The 17,506-nt window shown below is 73.8% G+C and carries 14 protein-coding genes; 8 read left to right on the forward strand and 6 right to left on the reverse strand.

Going from position 1 to position 17,506, the window contains the following annotated elements; all coding sequences use genetic code 11:
* Window positions 1–2: 2 nt before the first annotated feature.
* The gene (locus CITRI_RS0103155) at window positions 3–941 is read left to right on the forward strand and encodes a DMT family transporter (protein WP_010143144.1); all 939 of its coding nucleotides are present in this window, start codon (window positions 3–5) and stop codon (window positions 939–941) included.
* Here CITRI_RS0103155 and CITRI_RS0103160 read toward each other — a convergent pair.
* From CITRI_RS0103160 to CITRI_RS0103170, 3 genes are all read right to left on the reverse strand, one after another.
* Window positions 910–3,150 carry a S9 family peptidase gene (locus tag CITRI_RS0103160; protein ID WP_010143145.1) on the reverse strand — a complete coding sequence of 747 codons (2,241 nt, stop codon included), beginning with the start codon at window positions 3,148–3,150 and terminating at the stop codon, window positions 910–912. The genes CITRI_RS0103155 and CITRI_RS0103160 overlap by 32 nt on opposite strands.
* 33 nt (window positions 3,151–3,183) lie before the next feature.
* Complete coding sequence (locus tag CITRI_RS0103165; protein WP_050813572.1) at window positions 3,184–4,590, reverse strand: NCS2 family permease; 1,407 nt, start codon at window positions 4,588–4,590, stop codon at window positions 3,184–3,186.
* 131 nt (window positions 4,591–4,721) lie between these two features.
* On the reverse strand, window positions 4,722–5,276 hold the full coding sequence (locus CITRI_RS0103170; RefSeq protein ID WP_010143147.1) for a TspO/MBR family protein: 555 nt from the start codon (window positions 5,274–5,276) through the stop codon (window positions 4,722–4,724).
* 52 nt (window positions 5,277–5,328) lie between these two features.
* On the opposite strand from CITRI_RS0103170, the gene CITRI_RS0103175 reads away from it, so the two are divergent.
* Together CITRI_RS0103175 and CITRI_RS0103180 are read left to right on the forward strand one after the other, a co-directional pair.
* Window positions 5,329–6,093, forward strand: a complete 765-nt coding sequence (locus CITRI_RS0103175; RefSeq protein WP_010143148.1) for an MBL fold metallo-hydrolase — start codon at window positions 5,329–5,331, stop codon at window positions 6,091–6,093.
* Window positions 6,090–7,313, forward strand: a complete 1,224-nt coding sequence (locus tag CITRI_RS0103180) for an MFS transporter (protein WP_010143149.1) — start codon at window positions 6,090–6,092, stop codon at window positions 7,311–7,313. The genes CITRI_RS0103175 and CITRI_RS0103180 overlap by 4 nt, the downstream gene beginning before the upstream one ends.
* A 1-nt stretch (window position 7,314) precedes the next feature.
* Here CITRI_RS0103180 and CITRI_RS16110 read toward each other — a convergent pair whose 3' ends face one another.
* Window positions 7,315–8,238, reverse strand: coding sequence for a phosphatase PAP2 family protein (locus CITRI_RS16110; protein WP_157998896.1), 924 nt, complete (start codon window positions 8,236–8,238; stop codon window positions 7,315–7,317).
* A 108-nt stretch (window positions 8,239–8,346) separates the two neighbouring features.
* Here CITRI_RS16110 and CITRI_RS0103190 point away from each other — a divergent pair, with 108 nt between their 5' ends.
* The 4 genes from CITRI_RS0103190 (at window position 8,347) to menD (ending at window position 14,297) form a co-directional block, all read left to right on the forward strand.
* A complete protein-coding gene (locus tag CITRI_RS0103190) occupies window positions 8,347–8,949 on the forward strand; it encodes a hypothetical protein (protein ID WP_010143151.1) in 603 nt (200 codons plus the stop codon).
* 13 nt (window positions 8,950–8,962) lie between these two features.
* Window positions 8,963–9,970, forward strand: coding sequence for an o-succinylbenzoate synthase (locus tag CITRI_RS0103195; RefSeq protein WP_010143152.1), 1,008 nt, complete (start codon window positions 8,963–8,965; stop codon window positions 9,968–9,970).
* A 136-nt stretch (window positions 9,971–10,106) separates the two neighbouring features.
* Window positions 10,107–12,296, forward strand: coding sequence for a PhoX family phosphatase (locus tag CITRI_RS16115; protein ID WP_010143153.1), 2,190 nt, complete (start codon window positions 10,107–10,109; stop codon window positions 12,294–12,296).
* 93 nt (window positions 12,297–12,389) lie between these two features.
* Window positions 12,390–14,297 (forward strand): 2-succinyl-5-enolpyruvyl-6-hydroxy-3-cyclohexene-1-carboxylate synthase, encoded by a 1,908-nt coding sequence (gene menD / locus CITRI_RS0103205; RefSeq protein ID WP_010143154.1) that lies wholly within the window; start codon window positions 12,390–12,392, stop codon window positions 14,295–14,297.
* Here menD and CITRI_RS0103210 read toward each other — a convergent pair.
* Window positions 14,294–15,520, reverse strand: a complete 1,227-nt coding sequence (locus tag CITRI_RS0103210) for an FAD-binding oxidoreductase (protein WP_029139006.1) — start codon at window positions 15,518–15,520, stop codon at window positions 14,294–14,296. The two genes, menD and CITRI_RS0103210, sit on opposite strands and share 4 nt — an antisense overlap.
* A gap of 86 nt (window positions 15,521–15,606) precedes the next feature.
* Here CITRI_RS0103210 and CITRI_RS16120 point away from each other — a divergent pair, with 86 nt between their 5' ends.
* Window positions 15,607–16,056, forward strand: coding sequence for an Lrp/AsnC family transcriptional regulator (locus CITRI_RS16120; protein WP_010143156.1), 450 nt, complete (start codon window positions 15,607–15,609; stop codon window positions 16,054–16,056).
* Here the strand turns inward: CITRI_RS16120 and CITRI_RS16125 are convergent.
* On the reverse strand, window positions 16,019–17,458 hold the full coding sequence (locus tag CITRI_RS16125; RefSeq protein ID WP_010143157.1) for an isochorismate synthase MenF: 1,440 nt from the start codon (window positions 17,456–17,458) through the stop codon (window positions 16,019–16,021). The genes CITRI_RS16120 and CITRI_RS16125 overlap by 38 nt on opposite strands.
* Window positions 17,459–17,506 lie beyond the last annotated feature (48 nt).

A 17,506-nucleotide genomic window follows, 5' to 3' on the forward strand; every position in this document is an offset into this window, starting at 1 on the left:
ACGTGACCCCCTCGACCAACCCGCTGCCGATCATCGCACCCACGCCCCGAGCGGTCGGCGTCCAGCCCCGCGCACTGGCCACCGGGGTCGTGCTGGTCATCGGGGCCTGTGTCTCGCTGCAGTTCGGTGCGGCCGTGGCGGTGCAGTTGTTCCCGGTCCTGGGTCCCTGGGGCGTCACCACGCTGCGGCTGGGCCTGGCCGCGGTGGTGCTGCTGGGCCTGGTGCGGCCGCGGGTCCGCGCGTGGACGCGCTCGCAGTGGACGGCGGTGGTCCTGTTCGGGATCTCCATGGGCGCGATGAACGGGGTCTTCTACGCCGCGATCGACCGGATCCCGCTGGGGGTCGCGGTGTCCATCGAGTTCCTGGGACCGCTGGTGCTGGCCGCCCTCCTCGCCCGGCGCTGGGTGGACGGGCTCTGGGTGGCCGTGGCCCTGGCGGGCATGGCCCTGCTCGCGCTGGACAGCGCCTCCGGGGACTCGGCGCTGGACCCGGTCGGCGTGTTCTTCGCCCTGGTCGCCGGGGCGTTCTGGATGGCCTACATCCTCACCAGCAAGCGGGTGGGTGCGCTCGTGCCGGGCAGCGGGGGACTGGCCGTGGCGCTCGTGGTGGCCACCGCCGTCGTCGCGCCGCTGGGCGTGCCGGGGGCAGCCGGCGCGTTCGCGGACCCGGCGCTGCTGGGGCTGGGGCTCCTGGTCGCGCTGCTGTCCTCGGTGGTGCCCTACTCGCTGGAGCTCAACGCGCTGCGCCGGTTGCCACCGGCGGTGTTCAGCATCCTGCTGAGCCTGGAACCGGCCTTCGCGGCCCTGTTCGGGTGGCTGCTGCTGGGCCAGGAGTCCGGGCTGCTGCGCACCCTGGCGGTCGTGCTGGTCGTCGCGGCCAGCGCCGGGGTGACGCTGACCGCGAGACGGCTCACACCCGCTGGGTCGCGCCGAGGGCGGTGAGCAGGAAGGCGTAGTCCCAGGCCCGGTCCTCCCAGGCCCGGTAGCGTCCCGAGGCGCCCCCGTGGCCGCCGTCCATCTCCGTCTTCAGCACGATCGGCGAGCCCCCCGCGGCCAGCGGCGTGGACTGGTCCGAGGTGACCGTGCGGCGCAGCAGCTGGACCCACTTGGCCGGCTCCACGTACAGCACCCGGGTGTCGTTCAGCGAGGTCACGGCCGCGACCGCGGGATAGTCCACCGCCCGCACGTTCTCGTACGGGGTGTACTCGGCCATGTACCGGTACACCTCCGGGTCGGTGATCGGGTTGCCCCACTCCTCCCACTCCAGGGCGGACAACGGCAGGTCCGGGTCCAGGATGGAGGTCAGCGCGTCCACGAACGGCACCTGCGCCACGCACGCCCGGTACAGCTCGGGGGCCAGGTTCAGCACCGCGCCCATCAGCAGCCCGCCCGCCGAGCCGCCCATGCAGGCGATCCGGTCCGGGTCCACCCAGCCGGACTGCGCCACGAACCGGGTGGCGTCCACGAAGTCGGTGAAGGTGTTCTTCTTGTGCAGTTTCTTGCCGTGGTCGTACCAGGCCCGGCCCAGCTCGCCCCCACCGCGCACGTGCGCCACCACGTAGACCACGCCGCGGTCCAGCAGGGACAACCGCGCCACGGACAGCCCCGGGTCCATCGAGACCTCGTAGCTGCCGTAGCCGTAGACGACGCAGGGGTTGGAGCCGTCCCACTCGGTGTCCTTGCGCCGGATGACCGTCAGCGGGATCGTGACCCGCCGGTCCGTGGACTCCGCCGGCGCCCACCAGCGCTCCACGAGGTACTGCTCGGGGTCGTAGCCCGGCACCTCGACCTGGCGGCGCAGGTGCAGGGTGCCGGCCTCGCCGGCGCCCACCTCCCAGTCCAGCACCTGGGAGGGGGTCACCCAGGAGGTGTAGGACAACCGCAGGTAGGGCGACTCGTAGGGGGCCCCGGCCAGCTCGCACGAGTACAGTTCCTCGCCGAAGTCCGGTTCCACGGGCCGGCCCTGCCGGTCCGTGCCCAGGCCGGCCAGCGGCATCACGAGGGTGCGCGGGGTCGTCTGGCGGCGCACGCTCAGGGCCAGGTGCGTGGCGGTGACGGCGGCGCCGTCCACCTTGGTGGTGGCCGAGTGCTCCACGACGGTGCGCCAGGACCGCGGATCCGTCACCGTCTCACGGGCGGCCAGGGAGACCATGTTGTTCGGGGCGTCGGCCCCCGTGGCCAGGTCCTTGTCATGGACGATCACGTAGTGCCGCCGGCCGTCCAGGGTGACGGGGTCCACGCCGTGCAGCAGGCCGAGGGAGCGGTCCACGAGCACGCGCAGCCCGCCCAGCGGCTCCCCGGCGCCCTCGGGCAGGTCCAGGGCCCGGGTCTCGGCGAGCTCGGAGTTGCCGATGGACACGATCAGCTCGGTGCGGTCGGCGGAGAGCCCGAAACCGGACCACATCCCCGGGTCGTCCTCCTGGAACAGCAGCTGGTCCTGCTCGTTCGGCGTGCCGAGGGTGTGGGCGAGGATGCGGTAGGGACGCCAGGACTCGTCCGGGACGGTGTAGAACACGCGCGTGCCGGTGCGGTCGAAGACCACCCCGTAGGACACGTTGGGGATCTCGTCGGGCAGGTCCTCGCCGGTGCGCAGGTCACGGACGCGCAGGGTGAAGCGCTCGTCGCCGGCATGGTCCACGGCGTAGGCCATCAGGTTCCCGTCCCGGGACACGGCCAGCCCGCCGAGGGAGAAGAAGGGCTTGCCCTCGGCCTCGGCGTTGCCGTCCAGGATGACCTGCTCGCCCTCGACCGCGACGCCCGGCTCGATGACCGGCGGGGTCCAGTCCGAGGCGGCGTCACCGGTGTCCCGTGCCCGCACGCGGCACTGCACGCCGTACTGCTTGCCCTCCTCGGTGCGGGAGAAGTACCACCAGTCGTCCTTGCGGGCCGGGACGGACAGGTCCGTCTCCACCGTGTGGGCCTTGATCTCGCCGAAGATGGCCGTGCGCAGCGGCTCCTGGTCCTCAGTGACCGCCGCCGTGTAGGCGTTCTCCGCCTCCAGGTGCGCGATGACCTGGGGGGACTCCTTGTCCCGCAGCCAGTCGTAGTCGTCCGTGAAGGCCTGGCCGTGGTGCTCGCGCGGCACGGGGCGCCGCTCGGCGACCGGCGGGTGCGAGGTGGGGGCCGAGGTGGTGGTGTCCGAAGAACTCATGGCCACCATTCAACCGCACGCCGGGGGCGTGGATCACAGCCCCAGCAGACCCCGGAAGACACCCATGCCGAAGTAGAGGACGAAGGCCGCCGCCACCACCCACAGCAGCGGGTGCACCTCGCGGGCCCGGCCCTGCGCGGTGCGGATCACCGCGTAGGCGATCATGCCGGCGCCGATGCCGTTGGCGATCGAATACGTGAACGGCATGAGGATGAAGGTCAGGAACGCCGGGAAGGCGGCACCCAGGTCGGTCCAGTCGATGTGCAGCACCTGCGTGGCCATCATGAAGCCGACCACCACGAGGGCCGGGGCGACCGCCTCGAAGGGCACCAGGTGGATCAGCGGGGTCAGGAACATGGCCAGCAGGAACAGCACGCCGGTCACCACGGAGGCCAGGCCGGTGCGCGCGCCCTCGCCGATGCCGGTGCCGGACTCCACGAAGATCTGGTTGGCAGAGCCGGAGGCGCCGCCGCCGGCCGAGACGGCCAGGGCGTCCACCATCAGGACCCGGTTCAGGTGCGGGATCTGACCGTCCCGGGTGACGTTGCCGGCCTCGCGGGCCAGGCCCACGGACGTGCCCATGGCGTCGAAGAACACGGACAGCAGGATGACGAACACCAGCAGCAGGGCCATCAGGGGGCCGACCTGGCTGAAGGCCGCGAACAGGTCCGCCTGTCCCACGAGGGACACGTCCGGGGCGCTCCAGTCCGGGAAGGACGGGGCCACCAGGGACCAGCCGGTCGGGTTGACGTTGCCCTCGGCGTCCACCGAGGGGCCGATGTGGAACACCGCCTCGAGGATGTTCGCCAGCACGGTGGCCACCACGATCCCGATGAGGATGGCCCCGCGGGTCTTGCGGATCACGAGCACGGAGGTGACCAGCAGCCCGACGATGAACACGAGCACCGGCCAGCCCTCCAGGTCACCGCCGGTGCCCAGCCCGACCGGGACGGTGGTGCCGGCGGCGTCCGGCACGCGGCGGACGAACCCGGCGTTGACGAAGCCGATCATGGCGATGAACAGGCCGATGCCCACCACGATCCCCGTCTTCAGGGCGTCCGGCACGGCGTTGAACACCGCCTGCCGGAAGCCGGTGGCCACCAGCACGGCCATGACCAGTCCCGCGATCACCACGAGTCCCATCACGGCCGGCCAGGTCAGTCCCTGGGTCGTGGCGACGGTGATGGCCACGAGCGCGTTGACGCCGAGCCCGGCGGCCAGGGCGAAGGGATGCCGGGCCCACACGCCCATGACGATCGTCGCGACGCCGGCCACGAGCGCCGTCACGGCGGCCACCCGGCCGATGCCCAGGGTGTCCCCGTTCGCGTCCGCCCCGGAGAGCACGAGCGGGTTGAGCACGATGATGTAGCTCATCGCCAGGAAGGTCGCCAGCCCGCCGCGGATCTCCTGGGCGACGGAGGAACCGCGCCGGGAGATCATGAAGAACCGGTCGAACCCGTTGCGTGGATGGGCCGCGTCCACGGTGTTCAGGGTCCTGGGATCGGATGTCGGTGCTGCGGTATCGGGCCTGGGCATGGGGGCCATGTTAGCGGCGGCGGGCGCCGCGCCGCCTACTTCTGGGGGTTCAGCCGCGCGATCTCAACGCACAGTGCAGTGGCCAGTGTGGTCCAGGCCACGTACGGGACCAGGGCCCAGCCCCGCAGGGCGCGGGACCGTCCGGCGCGGCGGGCCAGGTCCGCCGCGCTCAGGGCCAGGGCCCCGGCGCCCACGGCGGACAGCGCCGGCTGCCGTGCGCGGAAGAACAGGCCGGACCACGCGGCGTTGAGCGCCAGGTTCACGCCCAGGGCCCGGGCGTAGGACCGGGCCTCCGCGGACCGGCCGTCCTCCTGGGCCGCGGAGATCGTCCGCGAGCTCACCCAGGCGATGTCTGCGTACAGCGCCGTCCACACGAGGGGGAAGGCTGCCGGTGGCGGTTGCCAGGACGGCTTCCGGAGGGACCGGTACCAGCGGCTCGTCGGGTCGGTCAGCAGTGACCCGACGACGGCGCAGGCGCCCACCGCGGCGCCCACCCGTACTGCGGTCCGCCGGCGCCGGGCCCGGCGCCGGCGTTCGGCCTGCCCGGGGCTCACCCCGAAGAGGGTCGTGGAGGCGTTCGTGCGTGCCATGGTCCCGACTATGTCACGCCGGGCCCCGTCCGGGCAGGGGTAGTCTGGCCCGATGCCAGGCACGGGGTGGGTCCAGCTCTCCGCGCACGCCCACGCCCTGGCCCTGCCGGGCTGGCAGGCCAACGTGGGCCTCGTCGTCGGGACGGACCGGGCCCTGCTGGTGGACACCGGCGCCGGGCCGGTCCAGGCCGCCTGGCTGCTGGACCGGGTGCGCGAGCTGACCGCCCTGCCCCTGGTGGCGGTGAACACCCACGCCCACTTCGACCACGTGTTCGGCAACGCCTACCTGGCGGACTCGGGGGCCGCCGGCGCGGAACAGGTCTGGGGCCACGAGCACGCCGCGGCCGCGCTGCGCGAGCACGGCGAGGACCAGCGGGTCGAGGTGCGTGCCCTCGAACCGGCCTTCGCCGCCGGTGAGGGACCCCACGCGCGGATACTGCCGCCCACGCACACCGTGGGGGACGCACCGCGGACGCTCGACCTCGGCGGTATCGGCGCCACGCTGTTCCACGTGGGCCGCGGCCATACCGACGGCGACCTGCTGGTCGGGGCCGGTGAGGTCCTGTTCGCCGGGGACCTCGTCGAGGAGGGCGCCGACCCGGCCTTCGAGGACGCCTGGCCCCGGGACTGGCTGACCGCCCTGGCCCGGATCCTCGCGCTGGCGGACCGCTACCGGGTCGTCGTCCCCGGGCACGGCGCCGTCGTGGGGATGGACCACGTCCGGGACATGCTGCACGCCATGGAGCGGGCCGTCGGCGGGGACGGTGCGGTGTACGGCGCGGAGCAGACGGGGCACCTGGCCCGGCGGTTGTCATGACCAGGCCCCACCCGCTCGCCGCGGCGTTCCAGGTCTACGCGCCCTCGGCCGTCTACTCCGTGGGCGTCGGCGCCATCACCCCGGCCATGGCCCCCGCGGCGACCGCGTTCGGGGCCTCGGTGGCCGTGGCCGCGGCCTCCGTCACCCTCGTCGGGATCGGCTCGCTGCTGGCCAACGCGCCCGCCGCGCACCTGGCCTCCCGGGCGGGGGAGCGCAGGACCATCATCGTCTCCGCCTGGACCGGTGCGGTGGGCGCGCTGGTGGCCTGGGCCGCCGTCGCCGGTTGGCTGTCCGTGCCCGACGCCGCCGGGCTCGCCCTGTTCTTCGCCGGGCTGTTCGTCGTGGGCATGGCCGGAGCGGGGTTCAACCTGGCCCGGCAGTCCTACCTGGCGGTCGCCGTCCCGGTCAGCCACCGGGCGCGGGCGATGTCCACCCTCGGTGGCACCATCCGCATCGGCCTGTTCCTCGGGCCGTTCCTGGGCGCGGGGCTGCAGGCCCTCCTCGGCCTGCACGGGGCGTTCGCGGCCGGTGCGCTGACCATGGCCCTGGCCGCGGCGGGCAGCTTCGCCATCCGGGAGCTGCCCGTGCCGGGCCCGGTGCGCGCGGGGACCCCTCCGGTTCCGCGGGCCCGGCCCACCCTCCGCTCGCTGGCCCGGGAGCACCGCCGGGTGCTGACCACCGTGGGCGTGGCCGTGATCTGCCTGTCCGCCACCCGGGCCTGCCGTTCCGCCGTCATCCCCCTGTGGGCCACCCACCTGGGGTTATCGCCCGCCGCGGCGTCCGTCATCTACGGGATCACCGGTCTGGCGGACCTGCTGATGTTCTACCCCTCGGGGCTGCTCATGGACCGCCGCGGCCGGCGCATCGTGGCGGTGTCCTGCCTGAGCGGGTTGGGCCTGGGCATGGCCCTGATCCCGCTCACGGGCGCGCCGGGGTGGTTCACCGCGGTGGCGCTGGTGGTGGGGCTGGGCAACGGCTTCGGTTCCGGGATCGTCATGACCCTGGGCGCCGACTACTCCCCGCGGCAGGCCAGGCCCCAATTCCTGGCCCTGTGGCGGCTGCAGGCGGACGCCGGCATCCTGGCGGGGCCGGCCATCCTCTCCGCGGTCACGGCCCTGGCGGGGCTCGCCACCGGGATCTGGGTGATCGCGGTGATCGCCGGCGCCGGGGCGGTGGTGTTCGCCCGGGCCCTGCCACGCGGGCCCGGGCCGGTGGCCTGACTCAGCGGCGCCCGGCCTGCCAGCGGAAGAAGGTCGAGAGGAACCCGAAGACCAGCAGCCCCGGGCCCACGGAGAGCAGCAGCCCGGCCAGGAAGTGCCAGCCGGAGTGCCAGTCCGGAACCGGGGTCAGGGCGGCCACGCCCCCTGCGGCCTGGAAGGCCAGCCAGGCCCCGGCCGTGGCCAGCAGGCCGCCGAGCCAGAGGGCCACGTCCCAGCCGGGGTGGCCGGCCGGCCGCGGATGACGGGCGCTGGGCCGGCCCACCGTGTTCCACCCGGGTCCCGTGCGCAGGATGACCCAGCCGGCCGCCAGCGCCCAGGCGGCGGCGACCAGGTAGGCCGCCGCCATGTCCGCCGGACGGTGCCAGGCCTCGATGAACGTGCCCGCCCCCACCGCGGTGGCGAACAGCGCACCGATCGCGGCCGTCGCCGGACGCCACCGCGGGGCCACCACGAGGAACACTGCCAGGGCCGCGGCCGCGGCGAAGGTGGTGTGCCCCGAGGGCAACGAGTTGCCCGTGTAGTAGGGCACCCCGTTGTCCAGCACCGGCCGGACGAACAGCACGTTCTTGAGCACCTGGGTGGTGAGGTTGGCCCCGGCGAACCCCGCCGCCGCCACCAGCGAGGCGAACCAGCGCCGGCGCCAGACCGTGAGCACCACGAACACGGCAACCCCGACCACCCCGACGATCTGCGGCAACCGGACCAGCACCACGGTCACCGAGCCGTGCAGCGAGGCGAGCCGGTGGGTGGCGGCCTCCAGGGCCATGTACTCCGCCAGCTGGCCGGTGGAGGTGCCCACGAACGAGGTGAAGACCACCAGGAGCAGCGCGATGCAGCCGGCCAGCACCAGCAGCCAGGCCCAGGGGTCACGGGCCGGCCGACGGGCGGACCGGACGGGCAGCGTGTCGGGAACGGCAGGGGGCATGGGCTCCATTGTGGTCCAGCCGGCTGGGAGGATCCCGTCACCGGTCCGTTGACCATTCGTCGCCGGACCGTCACGCGGGCGACGGACGGGCGGTCTATCCTCGGCCCCATGTCCAACATCGCGGGGACCACTCCCGAGCATGCCGCGGCACGCCAGGCACTCGCCCTCTTCGGTCCCGTCAGCCGCCAGGAACCCATCGAGTGGGCGGGGGAGACACCCCTGGCCCCGCAACTGGCCCGGTTCTACCGCGAGGTGGGACCCGAGTGGATCGAGATCGACACCGCCGGGCTGCCCTTCCTGTTCTTCCCGCTCGAACGGCTCTGGGACGAGCAGGCCGGATACCGCTGGAACCGGAGCACCGCGGCCCGGCTCGTGGACTGGAACGAGGAGTGGACGGTGGTGGCCAAGCAGGGCGCCGACCCGTTCATCCTCGACGCGAACACCGGCCAGGTCCTCACCGCGCCCGGGGACGACGGCTGGGAGGACCGGCTGGACGACCCGGAGCCGACCTTCGACTCCCTCGAGCAGATGGCGCTGGCCCTGGCCGCCACCGGCAGCGCCTGGGCCCGGTGGGACGACCCGTTCACCGAGGACTGGACCCTGCGGCCGGAGACCACCGCCGCCGTGGTCCAGGCGCTGGAGACCGTCCTGGGTGACCACGCCCGCGCCGTGGCCGTCGCCCGCAAGTTCGGGTACCACCACGCACGCTGAATAGGCTGGGGGCATGATCCCGCCCCTGCTGGCCGGGCTGTCGCTGCCCGGTGTCGACGAACTGCTGGACGGCGCCGTCGTCGTCGCCCAGCCCCTGCACACCCGCTTCCGCGGTACCACCGTGCGCGAGGCGATGCTGCTGCACGGGCCGGCCGGCTGGGCCGAGTTCTCCCCGTTCCGCGAGTACGACGCGGGGGAGTCCGCCCGCTGGCTCGCCGCGGCGATCGAGGCCGGCTGGCACGGCTGGCCGGCCCCCGTGCGGGAGACCGTCCCCGTCAACGCGACCGTCCCGGCGGTCCGGCCGGCGGACGTCGGGCGCGTCCTGGAGTCCTTCGGCGCGGTCCCGGCCGTCAAGGTGAAGGTGGCCGAAGCGGGCCAGGACGTCGACGACGACGTGGCCCGGGTGGCCGAGGTGCGCCGCCTGCTGCCGGAGGCCGCCCTGCGCATCGACGCCAACCAGGGCTGGGACCACGCCACCGCCCTGGTGGCACTCGGCCGGCTGGCCGGGTACGGGCTCGAGTACGCCGAACAGCCGGTGGCGGGCATCGAGGGCCTCGCCCGGCTGCGCGAGGCCCTCGACCGCGCCGGGATCGAGGTACGGCTGGCCGCCGACGAGTCCGTCCGCAAGGAGACCGACCCCGTGGCCGTCGCCCGGGCCGGGGCCGCGGACCTGGTCGTGGTCAAGGTCCAGCCGCTGGGCGGGGTGCGCCGCGCACTCGGGATCGTGGAGGCCGCCGGGCTGGATGCCGTCGTGTCCTCGGCGCTGGACACCTCGGTGGGGATCGCCGCCGGGGTGGCGCTCGCCGCCAGCCTGCCGCGACTGCCCCACGCCTGCGGGCTGGGCACCGTGGCGCTGTTCGCCCAGGACGTCGCGGACCCGCCCTGGGTCCCCGACGCCGGCCGGCTCCGTCCCGGCCCGGCCCCCGTCCCGGTGGCCCGGGGGGCACTGCGCGCCGGCGAGGACCGGCAGCGATGGTGGGGCTCACGCCTGCGCGCCGCCTACGACGTCCTGGCAGGTTAGGGGCCTTTGCGGTCCCATCGACGTGACCGACATGCCGCTCACGCAGTGTTCACCGGGACGTAACCGTTTCGCGCCCGGAACGCATCCTTCGGGGTGAAGGGTGGAAGCGCTCATCCACCATCTTGAGGAGATCTCCTTGCTGAAGCGCCAGCTGCCCATGGCCGGCCACACCCGTGGCAACCGCCTCCCCATCACCTGCGAGCTCAAGTGCGGCAGCGCCTGCTCGCACCCCGTGCCGAACACCTCGGGCAACCCCCACTTCCGGGACATCGCCAACGCCGCGATCTCCCGCCGCGCCGCCCTGGGCCTCGGCGGCGGGCTGGCTGCCGCCGTCGTCGTCGGCGCCACCACCGTGGCTGGCGCTCCCGAGGCCGCCGCGGACAACGGCCGCCACCCGAAGGGCGGCGGCAAGCTGCGCTTCGACGCCATCGACCCGGTCCCGCGCACCGTGGACGACATGACCGTCCCGCGCGGCTACGACTGGGAGCCCATCATCCGCTGGGGCGACCCGCTGTTCGACGACTCCCCGGAGTTCGACCTCAACCGCCAGACCGGGCAGACCCAGTCGATGCAGTTCGGCTACAACTGCGACTACCTCAACGTCATCTCCGACGGCGGCAACGACCGCCGCGGCTACCTGGTGAACAACCACGAGTACACCAACGAGAACATCATGTTCTCCCCGGAGTACCGCGCCTCGAACCACGAGGACGTCGTCGACGCCGGCATCGCCGCGCACGGCCTGTCCATCGTGGACCTGAAGCGCGACGGCAAGGGCGAGCCCTGGGAGTACGTCCGCGGTGGCCGCCGCAACCGCCGCATCACCGGCTTCACCCCCTTCACCGTGGACGGCCCGGCCGCCGGCTCGGACCTGCTCAAGACCGTGGAAGACCCCGAGGGCACCACCGTGCTGGGCACCCTGAACAACTGCGCCGGCGGCACCACCCCGTGGGGCACCGTGCTCTCCGGCGAGGAGAACATCGACCAGTACTTCGTCGGCACCGGTGCCGACGAGGAGCGCCGCATCGGCATCAAGCCGGGCCCGACGGAGCGCAAGTGGGAGACCGTCCACGCCCGCTTCAACCTGAACAACGAGGGCTACGCGAACGAGGCCAACCGCTTCGGTTGGATCGTGGAGGTCGACCCGGAGGACCCCACCTCCACCCCGGTCAAGCACACGGCACTGGGCCGCTTCAAGCACGAGGCCGGCACCACGGTCATCTCCAAGGACGGCCACGCCGTCGTCTACTCCGGCGACGACCAGGCCGACGACTACCTGTACAAGTTCGTCTCGCGGAAGAAGTACCGCAAGGGGGACAAGCGCCACAACATGACGCTGCTGTCCGAGGGCACCCTGTACGTGGCCCGTTTTGACGGCGACTCCCCTGAGTCGGAGATCGACGGCAGCGGCGAGCTGCCCTCGGACGGTGCCTTCGACGGCTCGGGCCGCTGGATCCCGCTGGTGAAGAACGACCGTTCCCTGGTCGACGGCTTCACCGTGGAGGAGGTCCTGGTCAACACCCGCCTGGCCGCGGACACCGTCGGCGCCACCAAGATGGACCGACCGGAGGACGTGGAGACCAACCCGGTCACCGGCAAGGTCTACATGGCCCTGACGAACAACTCCGGCCGGACCGTGGAGGAGGTCGACGAGGCCAACCCGGTGGCCAAGGCCGACGGCGGCAACCGCGACGGCCACGTCATCGAGATGACCGAGCGCCGCGGCGACCACGCCGCCGAGCGGTTCTCCTGGAACATCCTGCTGCTCGCCGGCGACCCGGCGGTCTCCGACTCGGTGTACTTCTCCGGGTTCCCGGCCGACAAGGTCTCCCCGATCTCCTGCCCGGACAACCTGGCCTTCGACTCCGAGGGCAACCTCTGGATCTCCACCGATGGCCAGCCCGGCAAGATCGGCTACTCCGACGCCCTGCACAAGGTCACCCTCGAGGGCCGCAACCGCGGCCGCGTCGAGCAGTTCCTGGCCGTGCCGGCCGACGCCGAGACCTGCGGCCCGGTCATCCACGACCGCGACAACTCGGTGTTCGTGGCCGTGCAGCACCCCGGCGAGGGCGGTGACTGGGGCGAGCACACCTCTTACTTCCCGGACTTCGTCCCCGGCGGCGGACTCGCCGGCGACCTGGTCGCCGTGCCGCGCCCGTCCGTGGTGCAGGTCTTCTCCGTCTCCGGCAACAACGGTGGTGGCCGGGACAAGGACAAGGGCCGCGGGCGCCGCGACGCGAAGAACCGCGGCAAGGGCCGCTGGGCCGAGGACCACAAGCGCAGCCACGGCTGGAACGAAGGCCGGGGCCACGGTCACGGCCGCTGACCTGTACTGAGCAGAACCCGGACGGTGCACGGAGTCCTCCGTGCACCGTCCGCCGTTAACCCACTGATCAGGCGCGGTCCGTAGGATGTGCCCATGGACCCCTCCCTGGACTCCCTGCAGGTCGCCCGCACGGTCACCGAGGCACTGCTCGACGGCGGTCTGCGCGAGGCCGTCATCGCCCCCGGCTCCCGCTCCGCACCCCTGGTCTACGCCCTGGCCGAGGCCGAGAAGGCCGGCCGGGTGCGCCTGCACGTGCGCATCGACGAACGCGTGGCCGCCTTCACCGCACTGGGACTGTCGCTGGCCTCGGGCCGGCCGGTCGGCGTCGTGACCACGTCGGGGACCGCGGTGGGCAACCTGCTGCCGGCCCTGATGGAGGCCGACCACGCGGGCGTGCAGCTCATCGCGCTGACCGCGGACCGCCCGGTGGAGCTGCAGGGCACCGGGGCCAACCAGACCACGGCCCAGGACGGGATCTTTCCCCTGCACGTGCGCTTCTCCGAGACGCTCTCCGGGGACGTGCCGGTGCCCGAGGGGTCCGACGAGATCCCCGCCTGGCTGGCCGCGGAGGCCGCCCAGGTCTCCGGTCCGGACGCGGACCCGGTGGCCGCCGCACTGCGGGAGCACCGCGAGCACCTGGCCAGCACGGTCTCGCGCGCGCTGCTGGCGGCCAACGGCTTCGACACCGAGGACGTGGAGGGCTTCGGCGGGGTCCCCGGGGTGGCCGTCCGCGAGTCCGCCCCGGGCCCCGTGCACCTGAACCTGCGCCTCCGGGACCCGCTGGTGCCGGACGCCTCGGACGTTCCCGAGCCCGGCTGGGACGCCGGCGCCGGCGAGGAACTGCTCACCGGACCGGACGGGGACCTGGTCATCAGCCCCGTGGACCTGAGCGAGCAACTGGACCTGGAGGTCTCCCGGCTGCACGAGGCCCGCACCGTGGTGGTGGCCGGGCACGGCTCCGGACCGCTGCCCGCCGCGTTCGCCTCGGCGCTCGGGCTGCCGCTGTTCGCCGAGCCGGGGTCCAACGCCCGGTTCGGCCCCAACGCGATCGGCGCCTACCCCTTGCTGATCGGGTCCGCCGGGGGGCTGGGCGAGGACTCGCACCCGCTGGCCGGGCGCATCGAGCAGGTCATCCTGTTCGGCCGGCCCACCCTGACCCGCCAGGTCACCGCCCTGCTGGGCAGGGAGGACCTGCACACGGCGTTCCACCAGCCCGAGCCGGTGGCCTGGTTCGTGCCGGGCAGCCGGCGCGAGCGCCCGGTGGAGGACCTCGAGGAGCTGGCCGTCGTGGCCGGCCGGGGCCCCACCGGCTGGCTGACGGACTGGCAGCGGGCCGGCCACCGCGCCCAGTCCGCGCTGGACGACGCGCTGGCCACCCGGCACGACGACGTCGGCCACCCGGGAGCGCTGCGCACCGGCCAGCTGGTGGCCACCACGGTGGCCGGCCCCCTGGTGCTGGGGTCCTCGTCCGTGATCCGGGACGTGAACCTGTCCTGGCGACCGCCCACGGCACCGGCCTCGGTGGTCTACGCCAACCGCGGGCTGTCCGGGATCGACGGCACGGTCTCCACCGCCAGCGGCATCGCCCTGGCCACCGGCCGGCGCACCGTGCTGCTGTGCGGGGACCTGACGCTGCTGCACGATGCGGGCGGGCTGCTGATCGGGCCCGGGGAGGCCGAACCGGACCTGGACATCGTGGTGGTCAACGATGGCGGCGGGGCGATCTTCGCCGGCCTGGAGCACGGGGAGGTGGCCGGGCGCCCGGGCATGGGCCCGGTGGTGGAACGGTTCTTCGGCACGCCCCACGCGGTGGACGTGCGGGAGCTGTGCGCGGCCTACGGCGTGGCGTGGGCGCCGGTCACCAGCGAGCGGGACCTGATCGCCGCCCTCGGCCTGGGCAACCCGGTCCGGGGACGCCGCGTGCTGGAGTTGCGGTCGGACCGGGCCGCCCGGCCGGAGGTGCGCCGGCTCGTGGAGCAGGCGGTGCGGGACAGCTTCTAGCGCAGCGGGTCGAACGGGGCGATCGCCGGGTCGGTCCGGCCGGTGAGGATCTGCTGGGCGAGCAGCTTGCCGGTGGCCGGGCCCAGCACGACGCCCCACATGCCGTGACCGCCGGCCACGAACACGCCGGGGGCGCGGGTGGCGCCCACGATCGGCAGTCCGTCCGGGGTCACCGGGCGCGAGCCGACCCACTCGTCCTGGCGGTGGTCCAGGTCCACCCCGGTCATCAGGTTCCGGGCCTGGTTGACGATCGCCTGGATCCGGCGGGGCTGCAGCGGCTCGTCGGGCCCGCGGAATTCCATGGTGCCGGCGATCCGGAACCGCCCCTGGTACGGGGTGCAGGCGATGCGCTGGAACGGCAGGTACACGGAGTGCCGCGCCGGCTGCTCGGTGGCCACCGTGAACGAGTAGCCGCGGCCGGCCTGGACGCGCACCTTCACGCCGAGGTCACGCACCAGCCTCGGCAGCCAGGCGCCGGTGGCCACGACCACCGCGTCCGCGCCCAGCGCCTCGCCCGTGGAGAGCACGACGCCCGGATGGGCCCCGCCGGTCGTGATCGAGGTGACCTCGGCGTCGGTGCGCAGGGTCCCGCCCCGGGCCACCACGGAGTCGGCCAGGGCCTGGACGAAGGGCCCGGGCTCGATGAACCGCTGGCCGTCCATGCGGTAGACCACGCCGACCGCGTCGGAGAGCTGGGGGGCCAGCTCGCGGGGGTGCTCCACCCGCTCGAGCGGCACGTCCTGCCCGTGCCGGACGACGCCCTCCACCTCGCGCAGGAAGCCGGTGGCGTGGCGCTCCTCGGTGAACCCGACGATGAACGGCCCCTCGCGCGTCCACGAGTCCACCCCCGAGCCGGTCAGCTCGTCGAAGGCCTCCAGGGCCATCCGGTCGATCGGGGTCAGGGCCGCCATGGTCCGGTCCCAGGTCCGGTGGCTGGCGTGGGCCATGAACCGGGCGAAGAAGGACCACGTCGCCGGGTCCCAGCGGGCCGGGACGTGCAGGGCGGCGTCCGGGTCCAGCAGCGCGGTGGGGCCGTAGGTCCACAGCCCCGGCTCGGCGAGGGGGATGGTCTTGCCGGGGGAGAGCCAGCCGGCATTGCCCCACGAGGACCCGGCGGCCACGCCCTCCCGGTCCAGGACCGTGACGTCCACGCCCCGTTCCTGCAGATGCCAGGCCGTGCTGAGGCCCACGATTCCAGCGCCGATGACGAGTGCAGTGTTCATGCAGACCAGCGTGACAGATCTCACCTAGTCTGGGGGTGACAACGGCGGAATCCTCGCGTTCCGCCCAGAAATCGAAGGATTCCACCGTGCCCGACGAGATCGACCTGGCCCTGCTGCGGGTCCTGCAGCGCAGCGGGCGGATGCCCTTCAGCGAGCTGGCCACGCGGGTGGGGATCGCGGAGTCGACCTGCCACAAGCGGGTCCGGGCACTCGTGGCCTCCGGCGCCATCTCGGGCTTCCACGCCACCGTGGACCCGGTGGTGCTGGGCCTGGGGCTCGAGGCGCTGATCTCGATCCGCCTGCACTCCCACGCCCGGGCCGGGCTCAAGCGGTTCCAGGACTACCTGGAGCGGTTGCCGGCCACGCAGCGCGTGTACTTCGTCTCCGGGGACCGGGACTTCCTGCTGCACGTGGCCGTGAAGGACGCCGCCGCCCTGCGCGCGCTGGTGTCCGAGACCCTGAGCGTGCGCGAGGAGGTGGCGGCCACGAACACCTCGGTCATCTTCGAGCACGCCCCGGGCCGGCTGGCGGACTGAGCTCGGACGGGACGGCCCCGGCGCGCAGGCCCAGGGCCTGGAGCATGGGCCGCATCTTCGCGCCGGTCTCGGCCAGCTCGGCCGCCGGGTCCGAGGCGGCCACGATCCCGCAGCCGGCGTAGAGGCGCACCGTGTGCTCGTCCTCGACGACCGCCCCCCGCAGCGCGATGCCGAACTCGCCGTTGCCGTTGCCGTCCAGCCAGCCCACGGGGCCGGCGTAGAGGCCCCGGTCCAGGCCGTGGTCCTCGGCCTCGAGCCGGTGGATGAGCGCGGCGGCGGTGTCCCGCGGGGTGCCGCACACGGCCGCGGTGGGGTGCAGCACCTCGGTCAGCGCCAGGGCACCGGGCCCGGTGCGCCGTGCGCCGTCGGCACCCACCAGCCGGGCCGTGACGTCCGTGGCGAGGTGCCACACGTTGGGCAGTTCCAGGACGAACGGCACCTCCGGGGCCTCGAGCGCCGTGGTGAAGGGCCGCAGCCGTTCCGTCAGGGAGTCGACGGCCAGGCGGTGCTCGTGACGCTGCTTGCGGTCCTCGACGAGGTGCTGGCGGGCGTGGTCGGCGCCGTCCGCGCCGGACGGCGCGCCGTCGCGGTCCAGGGTGCCGGCCAGCACGCGGGCCCGGGCCGTGTCGCCGTCCACCTTGACGAGCATCTCCGGCGTGGACCCGATGAGCCCGCCCACCGCGTAGGTCCAGCAGTCCCGGTACTGCTCCGTCAGGGTGCGCAGCACCTGCGGGACGTCGACGGCGCCGGTGACCACGGCGTCCCGGGCCAGGACGAGCTTCGTCAGCGCCCCCGCCTCGATCTCCCGCACCCCGCGGGCGACGGCCTCGCGGTACCCGTCCGCGGAGATGACGCCCTCGGTGAGCTCGAGGGCGGCGCCGGCCGGCCGGGGGAGGACCGGGACCGCGAGCAGGGCGGCCAGCCGCTCCTCGGCCTCCCGGGCGTCGGGGCGCCAGCCGGCGGCCGCACGCGCCGCGTACTCGGGGGAGTTGAGGTCCACCTGCCAGGACAGCCTGGTCCGGCCTCCCGTGGACCCGACGACGAACTCGGGGACCACGAGGACCGAGTCGACGGGGCTGTCGTCGGCGAAGGCGAACGCGGCGAAGGCGAGGGGGGCACGGCGGGGCAGGCCGGCGTCGGGCAGGGAGGTCCGGGACGTGTCCGCGGCCTCCGCGGCCGTGGCGGCCATCCACCAGCGCCGGGCGGCGTCGAAGCGGCCGGGCCCGGTGGTGGTGAACCGGGCGGCGGTGCCGAGTCCGACCATCCCCTCCCCGAAGCGGATCCAGGCGCACTCGTCGCCGGAGACCAGCAGGTCCGCCAGGGCCGCGCCCCCGGGGACGGGGCGGGCGGAGGTGACGGACGCCAGTCGCGGTGCGGGCGCCCCAATACCGGGGGTGTTCATGACCCGTCAAGCCTACCGGCCCGGCAGGGGCCGGGCGGTCTGGGAGAA

It is taken from the genome of Citricoccus sp. CH26A, assembly GCF_000224415.1.
Lineage (GTDB): Bacteria > Actinomycetota > Actinomycetes > Actinomycetales > Micrococcaceae > Citricoccus.

Bases quoted from the DNA above. Each gene is read 5' to 3' on its own strand.
- CITRI_RS0103160 (WP_010143145.1), bottom strand. From the start codon at position 3,150: ATGAGTTCTTCGGACACCACCACCTCGGCCCCCACCTCGCACCCGCCG.
- CITRI_RS0103165 (WP_050813572.1), bottom strand. From the start codon at position 4,590: ATGATCTCCCGGCGCGGTTCCTCCGTCGCCCAGGAGATCCGCGGCGGG.
- CITRI_RS0103170 (WP_010143147.1), bottom strand. From the start codon at position 5,276: ATGGCACGCACGAACGCCTCCACGACCCTCTTCGGGGTGAGCCCCGGG.
- CITRI_RS0103175 (WP_010143148.1), top strand. From the start codon at position 5,329: ATGCCAGGCACGGGGTGGGTCCAGCTCTCCGCGCACGCCCACGCCCTG.
- CITRI_RS0103180 (WP_010143149.1), top strand. From the start codon at position 6,090: ATGACCAGGCCCCACCCGCTCGCCGCGGCGTTCCAGGTCTACGCGCCC.
- CITRI_RS16110 (WP_157998896.1), bottom strand. From the start codon at position 8,238: ATGCCCCCTGCCGTTCCCGACACGCTGCCCGTCCGGTCCGCCCGTCGG.
- CITRI_RS0103190 (WP_010143151.1), top strand. From the start codon at position 8,347: ATGTCCAACATCGCGGGGACCACTCCCGAGCATGCCGCGGCACGCCAG.
- CITRI_RS0103195 (WP_010143152.1), top strand. From the start codon at position 8,963: ATGATCCCGCCCCTGCTGGCCGGGCTGTCGCTGCCCGGTGTCGACGAA.
- menD (WP_010143154.1), top strand. From the start codon at position 12,390: ATGGACCCCTCCCTGGACTCCCTGCAGGTCGCCCGCACGGTCACCGAG.
- CITRI_RS0103210 (WP_029139006.1), bottom strand. From the start codon at position 15,520: ATGAACACTGCACTCGTCATCGGCGCTGGAATCGTGGGCCTCAGCACG.
- CITRI_RS16125 (WP_010143157.1), bottom strand. From the start codon at position 17,458: ATGAACACCCCCGGTATTGGGGCGCCCGCACCGCGACTGGCGTCCGTC.